We start from the raw sequence: 20,616 nt of genomic DNA, 5'->3' as shown, positions 1-20,616 counted from the left end.
GGTTCCGCTCAGACGACTCGTACCACGACCGCGCTGGGCGGCATGGAGGAATAGGTCACCGTGGCACCCGAATAAGGCGCCTCGATCACCATACCGTTACCCGCGGCGAGTTGAACGTGTTCGGGCCCACGGGAACTGAACGACGAGGCCGGGAACACGAGATCACCGGCCCGCACCTCACGCGGATCGATCCGCTCCCCCGCGTAGATCTGTTCGTACGTCGTCCGCGGCAGGACCACTTCCCCGTTCGTCGCCTGCGCGATGGCGTACTGGGTCAGGCCCGAACAATCGAAACCGCCCCCGCTGGGACCGCCGGCTCCGCCGCCGCCCCAGATATAGGGAAGACCGAGTGCGCCGTCCGCCGCCTGGGCCGCCCGGCCGCCCCGGGTCTTGTCCCAGTTGCGCCGGATACCGCGGCGTCCGGGCTGATGGACCACCTGCTGACCGGACACCATGCGCGGTCGTCGGCGCCGTCGTTTCCGGGACGGCGCCGACACTGTCCGAGTGCGCTCGGCGAGCGCCACCGGCGGCATTATCCGGGCCGCCTGTCTGCGTGCCGCGTCGATATCGGCGTTCACCTGCCTGGTCGCGTTCGTGATGGTCTGCTGGGCCGAATCGAGTAGAGCGGGGCCGCTGAACCGGGTGTCACCGATGATGGTGATGGCCTGGAGCCGCGCCTGGAGATCGGAGATCTGGCCGCTCAACACCCCGCGTCCGTTGAGCGTTCCGGCCCCCGACTCCCCGGCTGTCTTGGTCACGATGCCGTCCCGGCCGTACTGGGTGTCGAGCACGGTACGCTGAATTCCGAGCGCGTCACCGTAGCCACGAGCGCCCCCGCCGGACAGTCGGGTCAGATCGGCCGCCATGTTCTGGGCGAGCATCGCGGACGCGCGTTCGGCCGGCTGCCCGGCCCCGTACAGCCCGAGCAGCTCGCGCAACACACCGTGCACATCGTCGGTCAGTGCCGGCATGCGATCAGCTCACCCTCGCTCATCGCACCGACTTACCTCTCTGCCCCAGCACTCTGGGCAATTTCTCGGCAATCAAGCCTTTGTTGTCCGTTCGACTATGCGACAACACGCGAATGAACGGCGGTCCCCCTATTCCCACCTTTAGGAAGACAACACAATGAAGAAGACATCACGGGAGGCGACAACAGCGGATGGACACAAAGACGGCAGACGCGGATCTCGATACTCCCGGAACGACACCGGCCGATCGGCGGCCACCCGGTGGACTCCGACCCGGTGACCCCCGCCCCGGCCAGCCGGTTCCCGGCGCCGCGGAGGACCGGCCGACCACCCTGATGAACACCACGGACCCGGCCACCGGCAAGCCTGTCGCGATGAGTGCCGACGGCCCGGCCGCCGAGACCGCGTTGCTGGCCGCCGAGCGATCCGGGCCCGCGAAACCCCTGCACAAGGTCGAGCTGGTGCGGATGAAGGTGGACAGCGAAACGAACACCATCGTCAACAATTTCATCGCCGACGCCGAGAACGCGATGCAGCAATCCGTCGATATCCTCGGGTTCGGCCGGTCCGATCCACCGCCCGCGCCGCGCGGCGGCCAGATGCCGGCCAAGGTCCAGGCCGCGTATATGCCGGGCGCCGGTAAAGGTGTCGACCTGTACAAGCAGCAGGTGTTCTCCGCGGGCGCGCGGCAGGACTCGCTGGTCGATATGGACGCGCAGGTGGACGGCACCTCGCAGGTAGTGGCCGCCGAACAGGCGCAGACGCTGCTGAAGATCACACATATCGAGAGTGACCTGAACGCCGCCCTGCTGACGGTCGCTACGAAGAAACTCAAATCCGCCGAGGCGGCCGCGGTGATGGACCATATCGCAGCCGCGGTGGTGAAAGTGGACGAAGTGGTCACGGCCGCACAGGATGTGAACACGGGCGCCGCCGGCGGCGGCAGTTCGGGTGGATCCGGTGGCGGCGGTGCCGGTGCGGGCGCAGGCGGCGCCGCGGCTGGAGCGGCCGGCGGCGGTCTCGGGTCCATGCTGCCGATGCTCGCCATGCTGCCGATGGCGCTGATGCCCATGCTGGGCCAGCTTCCGGAACTGCTCGGGCAGAAGAAGGACGACGAGGACAAAGAGAATGAGGACGCGCCGGCCGGCCAGCCGGCCCCCGCCGCCGCGGGCCCACCCTCCGATCCGACAGCCGCCGGTCCGCCGGTCGGCGCGGCACCCACGCCCGGCGAGAATGCGCCGCAGAATCCGGGGCAGCCGAACCCACAGAACGAAATTCCGTACGGCCCGACATCTCCCAGCAAACAGGTCTGACGGCTCCCGCCCGGCGGAACCGAGCCGGCCGGGCGACTGCACAGGCTGTCGACACACACTCGCCCCGGGCGAGGCCCCGGAAAGCGTTCCGCCTACGCACGGCCGATCCATTCCGGCGGATCTCCGTTCTGGCCGAACATGATACGAGCCGGCCGATCACGCCCGGTCGAGCGCTCGCCGGCGGAACTTCACCGGCCTTTACCGCAGCCGACCGGCCACCGAATCCATCCGTCTCCGTGCTCTGCCGGAATGGGTCGAACGTCGCGCTCATGTGATCTGTCGGCCGGAAGCACCTCCGTGGCTGTCGGTCCTAGCACGGTACCCCGGCCGGACGACGGGGGGCACGATCCGGGACGACAGCGACGAGGTCAGCCGTATTCGACTGGCGATATGTGCCGCCGAGCGGGCGCCCGGGTGCGTTGCCCGGCCGACGGATCGCTCGCGGTGCCGTCCATACCCTCCCGCGCCGCCGGTGGGAGGGCCTTCAGCGGAAGATCAGGACGATGTTCCGCGCTGTTCCGGCGGCGGCGTCACCGAGGGAGGCATCGCACCACGCGGTGGACCACCGGATTCCGGAGCGGCGACGGCGCCGGTCGGCGGTCCGGCGACAGCCGACCGATCCGATTCTGCGGGCGTACCTGCCTGTTCCACCGGTGCCGAAACACCGGACGTTCCGCTGTCCGGGCGCGCCACCTGCTGCTCGTCGGCCGCGGACACCGCGGCCGGGGCGGCGACGAACAACGGGTGGTCGAGAATCGCGCAGTGCGCGTAGACCGCGTCGCGCAGAACCTGCCGACTCGGCTCCTCCGCCAGGAGCGCCACCAGCTCGTTGCACCGTCGATCCCACACCATGGCGCGCAACGCCGTCACCTCATCGTCAACCCGGATGGCGCCGAGATCGACCCGGGCCACATCGATCCGCTGCGAGATCATCTCCGCAGCCAGGAGGTCGTCGGCGTCGCGGAGTTCGTCCCACCAGGACTGGGGCACCTCCTCGCCGGCATCCACCCGGGCCAGGATCCGATCCCGGATCGCACGCGCGCCCGAGGTGTCGAAATGGACGGGAACGGACCGGCCGACCTGGGCATGCGCGTCCAGCGCCAGTTCCAGACAGCGCCTGTGCACCTGGGCATCCGGTATCGCCGCGACCGATTCCAGCGCGGGCACCGAACCGGTGAGGCCGAGCCGGTCGGTCGTATCGGGTGTCGCCGCTCGGAGGTCGAGTTCGGAGCCCGCCTCGACGAGTCCCTGCATGGCGACATCGCTCAGCCGACTCTGCAGGCCGGGGTCGATCGGACCGGAGGAGGCCAGCGCGGAGAGCACCGCATTGGCTTTCCCGCCCCATGCCCGGCCGAATTCGACCAGGATCCGCGCCGGGTCCGAAATCCCTTCCCACGGTGCGGCGATATCGCCGTCGGCCCCGAGCAGCTCGTCCCACAGCCACGGTGTCGACACCTGGCGCGGCAGGAAGAGACCGGCGGGCAGCCAGCCCCGGCCCTCGTTGGAGGTGATGAACAGACCCGCGCCGGCGGGACCGCGCAATACCGCTACCGCCCAGGTCGTTCCGACCGTATCGGTAGCGGCGAGAACGGCGCCGAGCAGTGTCTTGGCGATAACCAGATCCTCGTTCACCGCATCGCCGACGATGTACGCGGGCTCGGCTTCCTTGTCTTTCGCGGAGTCCACGGCCGAATTGAAAGGTGTCGGGCCGCCGACCACCGGGACCGGGGTCCCGTCCTGTGCGTTCGCCCCGGTGGGCGGGGCCGTGGCCGAACCACGGTCGTCGCTGGAACCTGCACCGGGTGGTCCCCCGACCATCGCGCCGCCCAGCGGGGCCGTTCCGGCTCCCGCGGGGCCACCGGAGGCCGCACCGGCAGCCGGCGCGGCTCCCGTCCCCGCCGCGGGCTCAGCGGGCGGCACGACGCCGGGCGTTGCGGTGGCGCCACCGGGTACCGCGCCGTTCTGGCTCTGACCGGGTGCGGCACCGCTCGGTCCCGATGCGCCGGGACCCGCCGCGGCCGCCGGGTCCATCCGGTCCGGTCCCTGCGGGGGCGTCGGCGGGACTGCGCCGGTGCCGGTGCCGTCCAGACCCCCGGGTACCCCGCCGCGACCGTTCGGGCCCGTCGAGACAGGGCCACTCAGCGCCGGGCCGGGATCGCCGAAGGTCCGGCCGGGGCCGCCGGTGTCCTCGCCCGAGCGGTTGACAGCCACGGCGGCTTCCGAGTCGGTCCGCTCATAGGCGTCCGCGGATTCACGCAGTGAGGCCGCGGTCTGTTCGTGCTCTCGGGCCAGGGCCTCCCCCGCACGCAACCGAGCATCGTAATACCGCTCCAGCGCTTCTTTGACCGGATTGGCGATCTTGCCGTAGGTCGGTTCGAAGTTGGCGAGCCATTCCGACGGCGGCTGGGCCCATTCCCTGGTCTCCGCCGCTACCTGATCGTGTTGGCCGGCCAACTGACGCAGTACCGCAGGGTCGATGTCCAACCAGTCCGGCATGCTCGATCAGTCCTTTCCCGCGGCAATTCTCTCTAATTGTCAATTCTTCCCAATGATGGGGAGACCGTACGGTCGGGCGACGGCCGGGCTACTACCGGCGGGCACCGGTGGTGACCGTGGCCCGGCGCGGGGCAGACGGGGCCGTCGGCGGAGCCGTGAACAGCGGATGCCCCAGCACCTGTGCGTGCGCGTAGATGGAGTCGCGCACTGTCTGGCGCGATTTCTCCTCGGTCAGCAACAGGGTCAACTCGTTGCAGCGCCGCTGGAAGGTGAGCGTGCGCAGAATCGACAGATCCGAGCCGGGATCGAGATCGGCCGGGTCGGAACGGAGTTCCCCGAGCCCGATCCGGCCGGTGTCGGCACGGTGCCCGAGTGCGGTCGCGGCGATCAGATCGTCGACATCCTGGAGTTCTTCCCACCAACTGTCGGCGAAATCGCGGCCGTCGCGCAGCGCGCGCAGGATCCGCAGTCTGATCTGCGGGGCCTCCATGGTGTCCACCTTCGCGAGTTCGGCTCGGCCGACCCGGGTATGGGCATCGACCGCCAGTTCCAAACAGCGCAATGCGATATCACGGTCGGCGACCTTGGCCGCGCGATCGAGCAACCGGGGCGCGGCGGTGAGACCGAGCCGATCCAGCGTGCCCGCCGTGGGGCTGCGTAGATCCATGGTCTCCGAGGCCGGCACCGAACCCGCCAGTGCGACAGAGCCGAGAGCTACGCCGAGACCGGAATCCAACGGCTGCGAAGATGCCAGCGCGGACAATTTCGCACCCGATTTCGCACCCCAGGTGATAGCGAACTCCACCAGGATCCGGGCGGGGTCCGCGATACCTTCCCATTCCGATCCCTCGGATACCGCCCACAGCCACGGCAGCGAGACCTCGCTGGGCAGGTGTAGCCGCGCGGGCAGCCAGCCGCGGCCCTCGTTCGACGTGACGAAAGCGCTGACTCCGCTGGAGTGGCGCAGAACCGCTACGGCCCAGTCCACACCGACCACCCACGAATCGGTGGCCGCGCGGATACCACCCAGCAGAGTACGCGCGAGGGCCAGATCCCCGTCGACACGTTCGCCGACGACGAAGGCCGGCGCGGACGCGGAGATCATGGCCGCGCCGACAGCGTCCTGGACGAGATCCCCCGGGCCGTGGGATTTCCCCGCACCCGCATGACCGTCCGGTACCGGCACCGGTTGCTTCCCGACCGTAGCCGCACTCACTCCCGACGGGGACCCGGAGGTGAGGGGCTTACCCGTGGCACCGGGCCCGCGCTGCGCTTCGACCGATGTCACCGCGCCCCGGCCGGCCTGCGTCGACGTCACTGCGGCCGACGCGGCGGCCGCACCACTCATCGGTGGACTGCTCGCCGGACCCGGGGTGCTCGCCCCGGGTCCGGCCCCGGCCGCAATAGTGCTCGCTCCCACGGCCGGACCCGTCGCCGCCGGAAATACCGCCGGCGGTACGGCGCTCTCGGTATCAGGGTCCTGCGTCGCGGATACACCCAGCTGCCGTGCCGCACCCCAGGCGTCCGGAGTATCGGCGCCGCCGTCGGCCGGTATCTCTCGGTCCGGTTTCACGGATACATCCGATTCGGGGTCGGACTCGGTACGCGGTGAGTCGGCGGCCTCGTCCGCGCCGGCCCCATCGGTGCCGTCGGCGCCGGCGCCGGTTTCCGCCGCGTCCGCATCTGTGTCCGCCGGTGGAGCCGGGTTCTCTCCCTGCTGCCCCGGCTGTGGGACTCCGGCCACTCCGGGCCCCGGGTCGGCCACAGCCGGTGCCGGACCCGTATCGGCCTGCCCGGCCGGATCCGTCAGTGCGGGAGGTATATCCTCCGCACCTACCGGCAGCTGTACATCGAGGGTCGGTGGTTCCCCCGGGATCGACGGACCCGGCCCCGGGTGCAACAGATCGTCGATGAGATCTATCAGGTTCTGCCCGAAGATCGGATCGGGCTGTACCGGCCGGTCGAATCCGGGGACCCACGGTCCGGGCTCGAACCCGGGATGGTTACGACCCGGACCGTCGGGGTGGCGACCGGGCCCCCCGCGGCCTCCGGGTTTGTGCGGTCCCGCACCCGGCAGACCACCCTTGCGCCACGGCCCCGGCTGCCCGAGAGCCTCGGAGATATCGTCCAATCGAGGTAACCCCTGCGGCCCCAGCGAACTCAACGCCGCGGCGACGATATCGCGCACATCTCCCCTCGCATCGGCCACGATGGCATCCGTGGCCTGCTGATCGACCGCGGCCTCCGCCTCATCCCCCACCTCGCCGTCGTCGTTGTTGTCGCCGCGGGTGGCCTCCTCGATCCGGTCGTCGGCAGCGGCGACCACATCGAGGATCTGGTTTCGGGTACGCCGAACTACATCGCCGAACGTATCGAAGGTATCGGCGGCGGCCGAGAGGGCGGCGGCGAACGCCCGCGGATTCTGCTCCAGGGCCAGCAGAGCACGCCGGATCTCCGCCAGCCCCGCCGACTGCTGCACCGTTTCCTCGAACGCGCGTCGCGCCTGCTCCACATCGACGAGGTTCAGGGCCGCTGCACCCTCACGTGCGTTGTCCGCCAGGCTGTGCCAGGCCGACGGCGGTATCTGCGGCCAGTTGTCGCCGACGATCCGATCCCAGTACGGACTCGTCTGCTCCGGCGCCATCGTGTCCGGTCAGACCGTGTTCGAGCGCACGGCCGCACCGCCGTCGATATCGGCGTCGGCCAGCACGGTCGTACCGTAGCCGGTGGCCTCGACGGTGATACCGGACTGTTCGGTGACATCGGTGGCCGCGGCCGCGCAGGTATCGCGGATCCAGTCCAGCTTGCCGGTCATATCGCAATCCAGCGGCGAATCGGCCTTCGATGCCAGCACGAGCGAATCCACCGTGGTACCGACATCATCGGTCAGCACCGTGAGCGCCCCCGCGGCATCACCGACGATCGCCTTCACCGCATCGAGGGAGACGATATTCACCATGTTCGTATCCTGTCTGTCCTGTAGAACCGATCAGGCCGGGCGGAGACCGAAAGCCTGGTCTTCCATGGCCTGATAGGCGGCCTCTGTCGGCAGGCCGAACGAATCGACGGTATAGGAGCGAGCGCCGTTGGTCTCCATCTCACGCCGCAGACCGAGTCGCGATTTGGCGTGCGCGAGTCCGGCGATCTTGAGAATCTCCGCGCCCAGCCAGCTGTCACCGTTGTCCCGGGCCTCGTCGGTGATGTGCAACCCGACGATCTCACCGTCTCGATCGCAGGCCACCCCAACGGTGTGGTCGGGGTTGAACACCTCGTGTACCTGCGGGGTAGCCGTGGCCGGCGCTGCCGCGCCGTCGACTTCGTCCTCGGTGTCGTCGTAGTCGTAGTCGTAGTCGTCGTTCATATTCTTCTCCTGCGGATCTAACCGGCTGCCCGGTCCAAGGTTTCCGACAGCGCCTGCCACGGCGCGTCGTCGATGGTCATCACCAAACGGAGCGGCCATACCCGCGCGCCCAGGTACATCTCACCGGAACCGTCGCCGATCACGTCCAGATAGTCGGAGCCCTCCACATCGGAATTCATCGAGACCGTGGTCACCGGCGGATTCCCGTCGTCCACACTGATAATGGAACCGGTCCCACCTGGTATGAAACTCTTCCGGCACCGTGGACTGCTGCCGATGGCGACATCGGCGCTATTGGTGGTCACGGTGATATCCGGATTAAGCAGCAACTGCATCACCCAGGAACGTGCGGCCAGTTCGGGTCGGCTGCCGTTCACCCCGATGACGAGCGATCCGGCCAGATCGACCACCAGTATCTGGTCGCTGTGGGTGATGCCGACGATCACCAGCCGGTTCGGACCGTCCAACGGAGCGGGCAGATCATCGGCCGCGACCGTACTCGAATCCGCCCCGATACCACCGTTGGCCGCCGGGAACTTGGTGACGATCCCCGTAGCGACATCGACAACGAACGCGACGGCCGGGTTCGGCGCACCGGATCCCAGCGCGGCGAGCCGCGTGAGCCCTTCCTCGTGCAGCCACCCGATGGCATCGGCCGCCGATACCGAATCATCGGCGGCTTCCACACCCGCGAGGTCGGGACCGGTCATCGCACCGCCTCGGCGACGCCGGCGGGTTCACGGCCGTCCGACGTACCGTCGGACTCGGTTTTCTCGGCGTTCTCGGCGATCACGGTTTCCATGATGGCCTGATACTGCCGGGCCGCGTCCTGGGTGCTCTCCCGGATCGCGGCCATGATCTCGGTCGACAGTTCCGCGCTGGTGAACCGGTCCACGGTCCCCGGCGCCAGATACAGGCTGGTGAGCCGCCCCATCGCGTCCACCTCGGGAATGATGGTGCCGCTGGGCGAGGGTCGTCGGGCGCGCACATCGTCGATACGCTCGCGCATATCGGCGATGCGGTGCCGCAGTTCGCGGGCCGCGTCCAGCGCGGCCTGTACATCTGGATGGATGCTCATGCGTTACCTCCGGAGCGGGTCGGGGCCTGGTTGGCCGGCGTCGGGGTCGGCTGGGTGACCGTCGGCGCGATGGTGGGCCGTTCGCCGATGACGGGTTCGGTGTGCGGGGTGTCGTCGACGTACATCAACCGGTCGGGATGCCAGGCGACCACACGATTGCGTTCGTTACCGCTACCGCCGCCGGCACCACCCATGCCCGGCCCCATACCGCCCATCGGCATCATCGGCATTCCGGCACCGGCTCCGCGACCGTACGCGGCACCACCCGCGCCGCCGGCGCCACCGCCCAACGGCAGCTGGGCCGGGGAGCCGACATTGCTGCCGGTGGCGCCCGGAATCAACGGCACCATGGTCGTCGCCGAGAGAGCCTGCACATCGGAGGCGCTGGGAACCGTGCTCCCGGGCAGGGAAGGCATAGAAGGTGATCCACCGCCGGGGCTGCCGAGCGACGGGATCCCGTAGCCACCGAGACCGTAATCGTCGAAGGAGTCGTCGTACCAGTCGTCGTCGGAGATATCGTCGTTCTGCCCCAGCCCGTTGCTGCCGAGCTGCATCATGTTCATCAGCATCGGCAGCATCTGTGAGAGGGAATCGGCGGAACCACCGGAGCCGGACTCCGCCGCCGCACCGTTGCCCTGCGACGAATTGGCCAGACCGGTACCGGTTTCGGTGGCATAGGAACCGGCGGCCTCGTCCGACCGCAGATTCAATTCGCTGTATTCCGCGGTCGCGGCGGCGAGGGCCGCCTGATTCTTCGCCCGGGCCGCGGCGAGCATCCGCTTCCGGGACGCGATGATCTCTTCCGGCGTCGGGTGTTTCGCCTTGACCCGGGAGAAAGCGTTGCCGTAGTCGTCGGCCCCCTGCGCCAGCTTCTCCATCGCGTCCCCCAAATGGTCCATCCAGCCGCGGTAAGTCGCGAATCGCTGGGCGACCTCCGAGCCCACCGGAGTCCAATTCTGCAGGATCGCTCCCGCGCCATCCATATCGGAGGATGCCTGGGACCGCGAGCTGGCATTGAACAACCGCACCGAATCGGCGAACCGGTGCGCCGGTTCCGCCCCGGGACCGCTCTGTAGCTGCTTGGCGAAGGTCAGCGGATCCCCGGTGACAACCGGCATATTGCCCAGTCCCTCCGGCACCCGCCGGTAGCCGACCGGTTCCACGGCCGGGACCGGGTTGGCGACCAGTTCACCCCCCGCCGCGTTGACACGGCGGGCACCTTCGTCGTCCGCCCCGGAGTACTCGGTCGCCGCCGCGCCGATATGGTGCGCATCGCGCTGGATCTTGTTCAGCACGCCGATGGTCGCGTTGAACAATGACGCTGCCTGTGCGTTGAGCTGCGGAACCGCCTGCGCCGAGATCGGATCCGCCCCGGCGGGCAGCACCCATTCGCGCGGCATCGCGGCTCCCGTGACACGTGCGAGATCCGCCGACCGGCCCGCGACGGACACCAGTTCGCCGAGATCGACATTCAGTGGCATGTCCCATCTCCTCTCACCGAGCACATACCTCCGCTAGACCGGCATCGAAAGCGCCGGTATATCGGCTGTGGTCTGGTCTCCGGACGTCGCCATCGTCTCGGAGTCCTGGCCCTTGGTGCCCGCGGCCTCCACACCCTTCGGATGTTTGAAGCCCGCGAAATCACCGAACTCACCCTCAGTATCCGACATTTCCGCCTCGAACTGCCGGAGCTCCCCGTTCACCACGGCTTCCAAGGTGCCGCTCTCCCCTTCGCCGAATGCGACCAGCACGGCGGTCCGGTACTTCGACTCGTCGCTCGAACCCGTATCCGGCTTGTCCTTCGGAGGCTCCTCGTTCTCGCCGGTGTCACCACCGACGCTGACCATCGCGGCGGGCTGGATCTCCGGGGTGCCCTCGGCTTTCGCCGGTACCTCCATCGGCTTCTGCGGTTCGGTGACCGGCTGCCGGATGATCCAGGTGCCGATATCGCCGGTGGCCAGTTCGGCGGGATCGACCGCGGGACCGATATCCTTCGAATCCGCCCACGCGGCGGCCGTTCCCTGATAGGCGGCCTGGGCGTCGGTGCCGCTCTTGTTCGCGAACGCCTTGTCGAGCGCCTGCGCCACCGCGAGCGGAACCCGCTGGGTCCGTCCGTCCGGGAACGAGTAGGCCACCAGACCGTCCTCCCCCGGTACACGGTTCGGCACCCCGGTACCCGGCTGGGTGGAGGTGGCGCCGCCAGGGGCTCCGGTCGGCGAGTGTGCGGGTTGGGCCGGGGTCGCGGCCGGGTTGTTCGCGGCCGCAGCCGCCTGATTCGACCACGGCGTGGTCCCGACGGGTGGCTGCGCCTGCGGCAGGGTCGGGACAGCGGCCTGGTCGAAACGCCCCGGATCGAGATCGTCGATCCGGCCGGCCATATCGCTGTCGGCCATATCCCGCATGGCCTTCTGCTGCATCATCATCGGCAACATGCTCATGAGGCCGCTCATCCCGCCCATCGGATCGGTGGACCCGAGTTGGGAGGCGCCAGGGTTGAAAGAAGAGCCCGGATCGAAGGAAGCCGGGGTGACCCCACCGGGGGTGTTCGCGGAGCCCGACAGGCGCTCGGCCTGATCCCGGAACCGCTCGCTGGCATCCTGCAGAGCCGAGGTATCCGGGGTCGCGGCATCGCTGGTGCCGAGGTTGCCGGGGTTCCAGGGATTGTTCAGGCCGATCTGCGAACTGTCGGGCGTCAGACCCGGGTTGTACTGCTGACCAGCATAGTTGCCGACGGAGTTGGCCAGATCCTGCGCGGCTTGCTGATCGGCTGCCGCATCCGGCTCGCCGATACCCTGCGCGGCCAGCTCGTTGGCCGCGGCGGCATCGTCCATGGTGGAGATCAGTTCGCTGAAGGCCTGAGTGATCACGGTCAGGAAGTTGACCTCGGAGGCATCCGGAATATCCGTCATCACCAAGTTCACCCCGGCGATCAGGGCGGCGATATTGGCTCTCCCTGTTTTCTGGATCTCCTCCACCTTTTCGACCGACTCGGCGACCTTCTCCTGCGAACTGGTCAATTTCTCGGCGGCCGTGGCCAGGCCGGCCGCGACCTGCTTGTACGAACTGGCACCTTGGCTCGCCTGGCTATCCGCGACGCCGATTGCCGGGAGTTTGGGAACATCCTTCAGCGTGATCGGTTTTTTCAGGTCGGGTTTGCCGAACAGTTGATGATTGTCGACCACCGAGGCGGCGAAGGAATTCCCTGCGGCTCCGTACCATTTCACGAGGTCGGGGTTCAGTTCCGTGGGCCGGAGCAGGAATCCGGTTCCCGCCGCCGGCGTACCGTCCATGGCGAAGGGCTGCTGGTACATCACTCCAGCCGCCACGGCAGGATCCAACCCGTCCCAGGTCAGCGGCGTCTTCGGGGTCGCGCCACTATCCGGGTCCCCGCCGTCGGGCTCGTCGGACCACAGGTTGTACGCCCCGACCAGGCCCGCGCTGCCCAGCCCGATCAGCCCGGCCCGACCCCAGTTGTGGGCCAGCTTGCTGCCGTTGCCGAACTGATTGTTGAACCCCTGCGCCCATTTATCGGATTTCTTGGCCTTGGCGAGAGCCGCTTCACCCTGCCGGGCGGCCGAACGGTCCTGTTTGGCCTGCCCTCGGGCCCGCTCTCGGGCCTTCTTCGTGGCTTTCTGGGCGTCTTGGGCCTTGCGGACCGCTTTCTCCGCCTGCTTTATCTCCCGGCGGGACGCACCACTCGCCCTGAGCTGTGCGAGGTGTCCCTCCGCATCGCGGAGCGCGTTACGCGCGAAGATATCCGACCGCGCCGCATCCTTGAGCCCCTTGACCGCGGCGGCGAACTGATTGCCCGGTTCCTCCGCCTTCGCCAGCGCCTTGGCCGTGGTCTCCGCTCGTTCACTGAGCCCCCTGCTGATCACCCTGCTGTTGAGGCCGTGTGCTCCCAATCCGCCCAGCAAGCCGAGGCCCAGACCCGACGCCAAGTCCATAACCCCGGTGTTTCCGTCCACCGCCTGCCCCGCCACACCGCCGAGCGCGCCGCCGAGCATGGCCCCCTTCGCCCCCGGTACGAACCGGCTGACAGCCGTACCGACCGCGATATCGGTTAAAAATCCCTGCCAACCCATCGGACTTCCTCCTATGCCGATGCGACGACGGGCGCGGACTGATCACCCGTGGCATCGGCAACTGGCGCCGTTTCGGTGGCGGGCGCTTTCTTTTCGATTCCCGGCGGATGGAAGAATCCGGTGAACCCCCCGAATTCACCCGCACTGTCGCGCATTTCGGCCAGCGAATGCACAACCTGTAGGGCGCCATCGATCACTGCCTCGAGCGAGCCGTCGGCGGACTCGTCGACAACGACCAGCACCGCGGTCCGCTCCTCCCACACGCCGATATCGCCCGTGATCACTTGATACGGATCGATTCTGGTGCCGATCCGCTTCGCGTCCGGCCACGCCGCCGGCGTGCCCTCATAGGCTTGTCGCGCATCGGTTTTCGCGGCATTGCCGAACGCGGCGTCCAACACCCGCGCCACGGTCGCCGACACCTCTTGTGTCCGGCCGTCCGGAAAGGTGTAGACGACATTATCGTCCGAGGTTCGCGCCGGCGCCGCCGCGGGTGGCGTCGCCGCGGGCCCGGCGGGCGGCGCTACGGCCCGGGCCGGCGCAGCGGCCGGCGCGTTGGACTGCACGGCCGGCGGCTGCGCGGCGGCCGGGGCTGTCGACGGGACGGTCCCGGGAGCCGCCACGACGTCGCCGTGTCGTTCGTCCTCTTCGCGATTGCGCTGCCTACCGCTACGGTCGTTGCCCTCGGGGCCACGGTTACCCAGCATCGCCTGCATGAGCTGCGGAAGCATCATCGATTCGAATCCCGAACCGAGTCCCGAGCCGCCACCCAGGGCCGGAACGGCGGCGGTCGGCGAACCGACCCCGCCGGAATCCCCGCCGAGCGAAGTCGATGGGCCGGTATCGGTTCGGCCGGGATCAATACCGGGATCAGTGGTCGCGGGGTCGTCGTCGCCGAGGTCGAGCGCGGGCGGAGCCGAAGTGTTCCCGCCGGGGGTGGTCGCGGTGGGGGTGGTCGCGGTCGGTGTCCCGGAAGCAGCGGGCTGGTAGTAGGGATCCGGGCTGCTGTTCCCGGGAGTCACCGGAGTTTCGGGAGTGTCCGGTTTCTTCGCTTCCTCGGCCGCCTGCTTCGCCTCTTCGGCCGCCTTCTTCGCCGCTTCGGCCTCCTGCTGCTGGGCCTCGGTCTCCGCTGCCAGGTTCTGGAACGCCTGCCCGTAGGCGGTCACGAGCGCCTCGGCACCGGCCAGGGCGGTCTCGATGAGCGTCAGCACGTAGGCGTCTTCTTGCGGCTCACCGGTGATCTGGGTCGTATCGATCTGCAGCAACGGCAAACCGGTGTTCGCACTGGGTTTCGCGGCGAGGTCCTCGGCGTGCTTGTTGATGCGCTCGATATCGCGCGGATCGGTCCCCGCGAGTCCTTTCACACCCTCGATGGTCGCATCGATATCGGACCGGCCGGCCCCGCACAGTTCGGCCGATCTGTGCACCGCCTCGGCCACGATCTCCGACCCTTTCCGGAGTCGGCCGTACTGCTCGCGCATCGCATCGACACGCTCGCTATAGGTGGGAATGTGTGCCGCGTCGTCCCCGGAGATATCGGCGATATCCAATTCTTTCGGCAAATCGGTCTCGCCGGAATCCTTCCCGAAATTGCTCCGGAGCCCCTTGTACATCGGCGGCAGGGTTCGGTAGTTCTGCTGCATGGGCGAGTTGAATGTGAGCCCGGGAGGCATACGCGAGGGATCCGGCATATAGACGTGCGCCATCTTGGCGGGCCACTCCTCGTCTTCATCGCTGATATCCATCAGGGGTATGGCCGGGTAACCCATCACATTGGCACGAAAAGAATCCTCGAGAAAGTTGCCGAGCGACGGCGCGGTCGCCGCCCCGAACAATCCGAGATAGGTCGATCCGGGAGTCAGGTGCGCACCGCCGATCTTGGTCGGCAGCCAACCCAGCACCGGCCTGTTCAGCGCGAGCTTCGCCGCCGCGTCCCGGGCAGCCTGAGAACCACCTTGCGCAGCCAGATTCGCGGCCTCGGCCCGCGCGACCGACCGTCCCGCACCGATGAGTCCCCGGACTCCGAAACTACCCATACCACCGGCCAGCCCACCCACTGCCGCGAAACCCGCGCTCAGGGCCGCGTCCTGGAGACTCTCCCCCTGCGCCAGCGATGTGATACCGCCGACCGCCGCCCCCACCGCGGCCGCACCGATCGGACCACCGACCGCGAACCCGGCGACACTCGCCGCGCCGACCAGGATATCGTCGCCGTGGTCCTTGAAGAAGCTGCCGACACCGCTCCAGATTCCCACGGCCTCACCTGCCGTGAGTCGAGGTGTTCCGCGCGGAAGTCACACCTGCACATACCATCCGGCGCGCGGTCTGCTCCCGGCGGGCTCGAGGCACCGGGCACGGGCGGACGACCATGCGCGTGACTCCTTCCTGACCCACTCATTGTGTTGGATTCCCAATGACGGGAAGCGCTGACCTGGTGTAACGGGTCATCATCGAAGTCCCCGGTCATACACTGACGTGCACGAACACGACTGCCCCGAACTTGTCGAGGGTCGGATAGCGCCGCAGGAGGAAACTTTCGATGAACCTGCGTTATCTGCACGGTGGAGAGCCGGCAGGTGGTCCGGTCCCGATCCGCTGGTTCCCGGACTTCCGTCCCAGTTCATCCGCGGCATCGGCGGCCGCCCGGCGGGGCGAATGTCCGGCGGTGAATGCCGTATGACCGCGCCGACGCTGACGAAACCCACCCGGGACGCGGAGCGGCCGAAGTGGGATCCGCTGCGCTTCTATCCGGACACGCTCGTGGCCCGGGGCCGGATGTGGCTCGTTCGGCACCCGTGGCGACGACGGCTGCTGTGGTCGCTGCTCATCGTCTTCGCCCTGGTGGTCTTCCCCGGAATCGTCGGCGCGGTGGCGACCGCGCAGACCAGCAGCGGCGTCTCCCAGATCGACGGTCTCAGCTGGATGAACGTCCGTGATTCGAACGGCGTTCCACTTTCCGGCTATATCTTCGCCACCGACAAGGGCGGTTTGCTCAATCCGGGCAACACGGTGTTGTGGACGCTGATCAGCCTCGAATTCGTCGGCTACATCGCCATCGTGACCACCGCCATCTGGATCATCGGCTTCGCCTTCAGTTTCACCTGGCTCGATATGTTCGGGGATGCCCTCACCGGCGTCGCGGGCGCTCTCACCCGCCAGATCGCCACCCCGCTGGTCCTGATCACCGCCGCCACCATCGGTACGTTCTTCGTCGCCTGGTTCATCGTCCGCGGTTTTCCCAGCAAGGCGACCATGCAGATCATCACCATGCTCGGTGTCGCGATACTGGGGCCGGTCTTCCTCGCCGAACCGCTGGCCGATGTGCTGTCCTCGGACGGTCTGCTCACCCAGGGACGGAATGTCGGGATCTCCGTGGCGGCCGGACTCACCGGAGACAACAATCCGAACCCGACCCAGCTGGTCACGGTCATGCAGCACGACCTGGCCGACAATTTCGCGCGTAAACCCGTTCAGGTCTGGAACTTCGGCCATATCGTCGACAACTACCCGGCCTGTGAATCCGGTTGGACTTCCAGCGTCCTGACCGGCAAAGACGGCAACGTCCGCGAAGCAATCAAGAACTGCGACGATGCCGCCTACGCCAGAACGAAGACTCCCACGATGGGCCAGGTCGGTACCGGGTTGATCCTGCTGGTCTGTGCCACGCTGCTCCTGGCATTCGCCATCTACCTGGCACTCAAAGTGATGAAAGCGGCCCTCAACGCCATCTACCACGGGTTCATGGCCATCTTCGGCTTCGCGGCGGGCGGATTCGTGTACGGACCCACCCAGACCTTCCTCGTCCGCAATATCGTCGATGCCTTCGTGGCAGCCGCACGGATGACCGTGTTCATCGTGTTCCTGGGCGTCTACGTGCTGTTCATGGGCAACCTGTTCAACGAAGCGACCGGACAGGTCATGTCGGTGATCGTTATCGCCTGCGTCGTGGAAGTCGTCGCCATCTCCCAGGTACGCCGGCTCAATTCCAGCCTCTCCCGCGGCAACAACTGGATCGCCAACCGGTTCTCGCTGGCCATTGCCGGCAGTGGTGGCGGCGGCGGTGGCGGCGGCGGTGGCGGTGGTGGAACCGCGCTCGGTATGGGCCCGAGCGGTGGTGGCGGTGGCGGTGGTGGCGGTGGCGGACTGTCCGGCCTGGCAGCGGTCGCCGCGCTCAACACCGTCAACAGTTCACCCATCACCGGCTGGCTGATGATGGGAACCCCCAACCCACTCAACCCGCTCGCTTTCGGGCGGCGCCGTTCGGACCTGGCGAATATGCGCACCGCCGCATCACGCGAGGAGACCTACCGCTGGACCGGAATGGGCCGGGCGAACTGGCTCCGCAAGGCACATGCCCGGGCCGATCCGCACGGCGGCATGATGAACGCGCTCGGTATCGCGAACGCACTCGACGGCCTCGGCGACAGCCGCGTACCCGACAGCTATCTCGCTTCGGTACTGCGAGCCGGTGGAACGCCCGAGGAGCAGGTCCACCAGGTGCTGCGGGCGCAATCGGCGATGAAAGCCAGTATGTCGACGAATCCGTACGGCTGGGCACCGCTGCAGAAGGCCATCGCGGCGTCTCGCGCGGTCGAGAACCATCTGCGGCCGACCGACTCCATCACGACCCAGCGGGCCTTCGCCGCCCAGGCCGTGGTCGCCGCCGAGAACTTCGCCCGGCATACGAGTACTCCGCCGCCGGGAGCCCTGACCGATCTCGCTTTCATCCAGCGTGTTCGCCAGAACTGGGATTCCGATATCGCGCTGAGCGCCGCGATCAGTCCGAACGAATGGAACTCCGTGGGTCGTAATACGCGCTGGGCCATCGCGAGCGAGGTGGCGACGTCGTTCCGGCAGGCCGCCGTGAATTACCACAACAGCCCTTCGGATGTCACTCGGCTCGAGCTGGCGCGGTGGTCCACCCGGGTCGCCAACCTCGACCACCTCGATCCGGCCGCCGGCCTCGATCCCTGGGATTCGTAGCACCGGCCACTCGCGCGGCAGGCGGGTGGGAGTCCGTACACTGCGGCTCCCGCCCGCCGTTCAGGCGAAACGACGGGCTTCGTAGCTGCGCGGGAGATTCGCGATCTTCACGGTCTCACCGGTTCTCGGCGCATGAACCACCTGACCGTTGCCGATATACATCATCACGTGGCCCATCTGACCGTTCTTGAGACTGGTGGACGGGAAGATGAGATCGCCGGGTTGGATATCGGCGGGATTCACCGCGGGGAGTTGCCGATATTGATCGTTGGCGACTCGCGGGATATTCACGCCGGCATGCTGGGCCGCGTACTGGGTTAGTCCCGAGCAGTCGAAGCTGTTCGGCCCTTCGGCACCCCACACATACGGATCGCCGATCTGCGCCAGCGCGGTCTTCACGGCGAATTGCGCACGCTCCGAACCGCCCGGTACGGCCGTGGGGCCGGTCGAGGCCGCCGCGAACTTCACCCCGCCGGGAAGTGGCTTACCGATGATGTTGTACAGGTACTGGTTGGTGAGCTGATCGATCGCCGACGCCGTATCGCCGTTGTTGGCAGTACCGCCGGATACGATCTTGTGCGCGGTCTGCAGGGCCGCGGTCAGAATCTGGCGGACCTTCCGCTGCCCCTCTTTCGTGTACGCGATCGGCCCCAGCTCGGCCAGAGCTTCGTTGGTCATCTTCAACAGCCGCTGAATGGCGTTCTGGTCGACCTTGTTCGAGGCCCCCAGGGTCGAGATGTAGTTCACGAACTGCTTGTCCAGATTGTTGAAGGCGCCGGCGCGATTCGCCTGGAACAACCGCTTCGCCTTGACCATCCGCGGACCGTCACCACTGCCCTCGTCCGAATCGGTGAGTTTGTCCCGCAGTTTCTTCGTACCCGGTCCGGTCGGCTCTCCGTCGCCGTATACGGACCCCAGTGCATTCAGCGCCTTCATCGCCTCCTGGGACTCCGGGTCCATCGCCGTGCCGCCGCCCACCGCGCCGGGCGCGGCACCGCCACCGGAACCGCCACCGAGCAGACCCGACAGTGCCGACCCGATCATCGGCAGCAGGGCGGCGCCGGCCATCATCGCCATGGGCGCCATCTGCGCCACGGTCTCCGGATCGACCAGCGGTTCGGGTTCGGGCCGGTCCTCGACCGGGGCAGGCGGAGCGGGCGCGGGCGCGGCCGGCGGAGCCGGGGCCTGGGCCTGGGCGGCAGGGGCCGCGGGCGCGGGTGCGGGCGGTGCGGGGGACGCCGTGGCAGGTGGCGATACCGCCGCACCGGGTGTAGGGGCGGCGGCCGGTGGGGGTGCGGAACCGGCCGGCGCGGGATTACTTCCGTTCGGGGTCTGCGAACCGGGCGGCGCCGACGGTGCCCCCGGTGCCGAACCGTTCGGTCCGGCACCGCCGGGGCGACGCGCACCGGGCTTCCCCGGCGCCGCCGGTTGAGCATCACCGCCGTCCCGTTCCCCGTCGAGGCCGATCTCTATCGGATACGGACCGATTTCCGCGCTGGTCACACGGCGGCTCCCAATACCCGTTTGATCTGTACCTCGGCACTCTCGGGAACACCGAGGCGCACGAACTTTCCGTTGTCCACCGTGACCAGTTCGCCGGGTCCGAGCGCGATCCCGACCCGGGTCGCGGCACGTCCGGTGTAGTCCCAGAACACCAGGTCTCCGGCAGATGCCGCCGCCCGGGCGACCAGTTGCCCACAGTATCCCTGCTCACCGACCGTCGCCGGCAATACAACGGATGCAACAACTCCGGTGGGGTCCCCGCAATTCTTCACCGCGGTCGCCGCCGGCGCCCGGGTCGGGGCGCACACCCCGGTCGAACCAGCGACCGAGGCACTGTAGGTCACGTCACGTACGTAGTCCGGCATTGTCGCGGTGCCTCCTGCTTCCGGATACCGCAGCGCCAGATCGGCAGCACACGAGACAGCCGGTCCGGTATTGATCACCTGCCACGGCTCGTCCTGTATCGGCGCCGTTTTCATTGCAGATTGGCATGCCAGATCCCGGTCGGTGACATTGGGATCATCGGGATCCAAGTTCAGCTCGGCGTAGGGGTTGGTCGTCGGCCGCTGTTCCCGCGCCGCCGATTCCGAACCGGGCTCGCTCGTCGTGGTCGGGGCCGGGGTAGTCGGCGATGCCCCGGGCTCCGGGCCGAGCGCAATATCGCATTGCAACGTGTAGTGCTTCTTCCCGACCGACATCATCTCCCCCAGCGGGGCGAATGTCGCGAACCCACCACCGCAGCAACAGCACAGCAGCAGGACCGCCACCACGATCAGTAACCGCAGCGACCCCTTGGAGTCTTCGGACCCCCATCCACTCGACATCT

General features: G+C 67.9%; 14 protein-coding genes. 2 read left to right on the top strand and 12 right to left on the bottom strand.

What is annotated here, in order from left to right; all coding sequences use genetic code 11:
- Positions 1-8: 8 nt before the first annotated feature.
- On the bottom strand, positions 9-971 hold the full coding sequence (locus tag ACWEWT_RS32260; RefSeq protein ID WP_452564627.1) for a C40 family peptidase: 963 nt from the start codon (positions 969-971) through the stop codon (positions 9-11).
- A 191-nt stretch (positions 972-1,162) separates the two neighbouring features.
- Between ACWEWT_RS32260 and ACWEWT_RS32255 the strand changes: the two genes are divergently transcribed.
- Positions 1,163-2,284, top strand: coding sequence for a hypothetical protein (locus tag ACWEWT_RS32255; RefSeq protein ID WP_452564626.1), 1,122 nt, complete (start codon positions 1,163-1,165; stop codon positions 2,282-2,284).
- Positions 2,285-2,779: 495 nt separating this feature from the next.
- Here ACWEWT_RS32255 and ACWEWT_RS32250 read toward each other — a convergent pair whose 3' ends face one another.
- From ACWEWT_RS32250 to ACWEWT_RS32210, 9 genes are all read right to left on the bottom strand, one after another.
- Entirely contained in the window at positions 2,780-4,780 is a 2,001-nt protein-coding gene (locus ACWEWT_RS32250; RefSeq protein ID WP_452564625.1) for a type VII secretion target, read from the bottom strand.
- A 91-nt stretch (positions 4,781-4,871) separates the two neighbouring features.
- Positions 4,872-7,424 (bottom strand): hypothetical protein, encoded by a 2,553-nt coding sequence (locus ACWEWT_RS32245; protein ID WP_452564624.1) that lies wholly within the window; start codon positions 7,422-7,424, stop codon positions 4,872-4,874.
- A 9-nt stretch (positions 7,425-7,433) separates the two neighbouring features.
- Positions 7,434-7,739, bottom strand: coding sequence for a hypothetical protein (locus tag ACWEWT_RS32240; RefSeq protein WP_452564623.1), 306 nt, complete (start codon positions 7,737-7,739; stop codon positions 7,434-7,436).
- A gap of 30 nt (positions 7,740-7,769) precedes the next feature.
- Complete coding sequence (locus ACWEWT_RS32235) at positions 7,770-8,141, bottom strand: hypothetical protein (RefSeq protein WP_452564622.1); 372 nt, start codon at positions 8,139-8,141, stop codon at positions 7,770-7,772.
- A gap of 17 nt (positions 8,142-8,158) precedes the next feature.
- Entirely contained in the window at positions 8,159-8,851 is a 693-nt protein-coding gene (locus ACWEWT_RS32230; RefSeq protein WP_452564621.1) for a hypothetical protein, read from the bottom strand.
- The gene (locus ACWEWT_RS32225; RefSeq protein ID WP_452564620.1) at positions 8,848-9,219 is read right to left on the bottom strand and encodes a YbaB/EbfC family nucleoid-associated protein; all 372 of its coding nucleotides are present in this window, start codon (positions 9,217-9,219) and stop codon (positions 8,848-8,850) included. The genes ACWEWT_RS32230 and ACWEWT_RS32225 overlap by 4 nt, the downstream gene beginning before the upstream one ends.
- Entirely contained in the window at positions 9,216-10,700 is a 1,485-nt protein-coding gene (locus ACWEWT_RS32220; protein ID WP_452564619.1) for a PPE domain-containing protein, read from the bottom strand. The genes ACWEWT_RS32225 and ACWEWT_RS32220 overlap by 4 nt, the downstream gene beginning before the upstream one ends.
- Positions 10,701-10,733: 33 nt before the next feature.
- Positions 10,734-13,304, bottom strand: a complete 2,571-nt coding sequence (locus ACWEWT_RS32215; protein WP_452564618.1) for an ATP synthase F0 subunit B — start codon at positions 13,302-13,304, stop codon at positions 10,734-10,736.
- Positions 13,305-13,315: 11 nt separating this feature from the next.
- Positions 13,316-15,559 (bottom strand): hypothetical protein, encoded by a 2,244-nt coding sequence (locus ACWEWT_RS32210; protein WP_452564617.1) that lies wholly within the window; start codon positions 15,557-15,559, stop codon positions 13,316-13,318.
- A gap of 421 nt (positions 15,560-15,980) precedes the next feature.
- On the opposite strand from ACWEWT_RS32210, the gene ACWEWT_RS32205 reads away from it, so the two are divergent.
- Entirely contained in the window at positions 15,981-18,287 is a 2,307-nt protein-coding gene (locus tag ACWEWT_RS32205; RefSeq protein ID WP_452564616.1) for a hypothetical protein, read from the top strand.
- A 60-nt stretch (positions 18,288-18,347) separates the two neighbouring features.
- On the opposite strand, the gene ACWEWT_RS32200 is transcribed toward ACWEWT_RS32205, so the two are convergent.
- Both ACWEWT_RS32200 and ACWEWT_RS32195 read right to left on the bottom strand, forming a co-directional pair.
- Positions 18,348-19,790, bottom strand: coding sequence for an NlpC/P60 family protein (locus ACWEWT_RS32200; RefSeq protein WP_452564615.1), 1,443 nt, complete (start codon positions 19,788-19,790; stop codon positions 18,348-18,350).
- A complete protein-coding gene (locus ACWEWT_RS32195; RefSeq protein WP_452564614.1) occupies positions 19,787-20,614 on the bottom strand; it encodes a hypothetical protein in 828 nt (275 codons plus the stop codon). Before ACWEWT_RS32195 ends, ACWEWT_RS32200 begins: the two co-directional genes overlap by 4 nt.
- Positions 20,615-20,616: the final 2 nt, after the last annotated feature.

This window comes from Nocardia sp. NPDC003963 (genome assembly GCF_053605105.1).
Note: the sequence above shows the minus strand (reverse complement) of the source record. Positions and strands in the feature narration are given on the sequence as shown.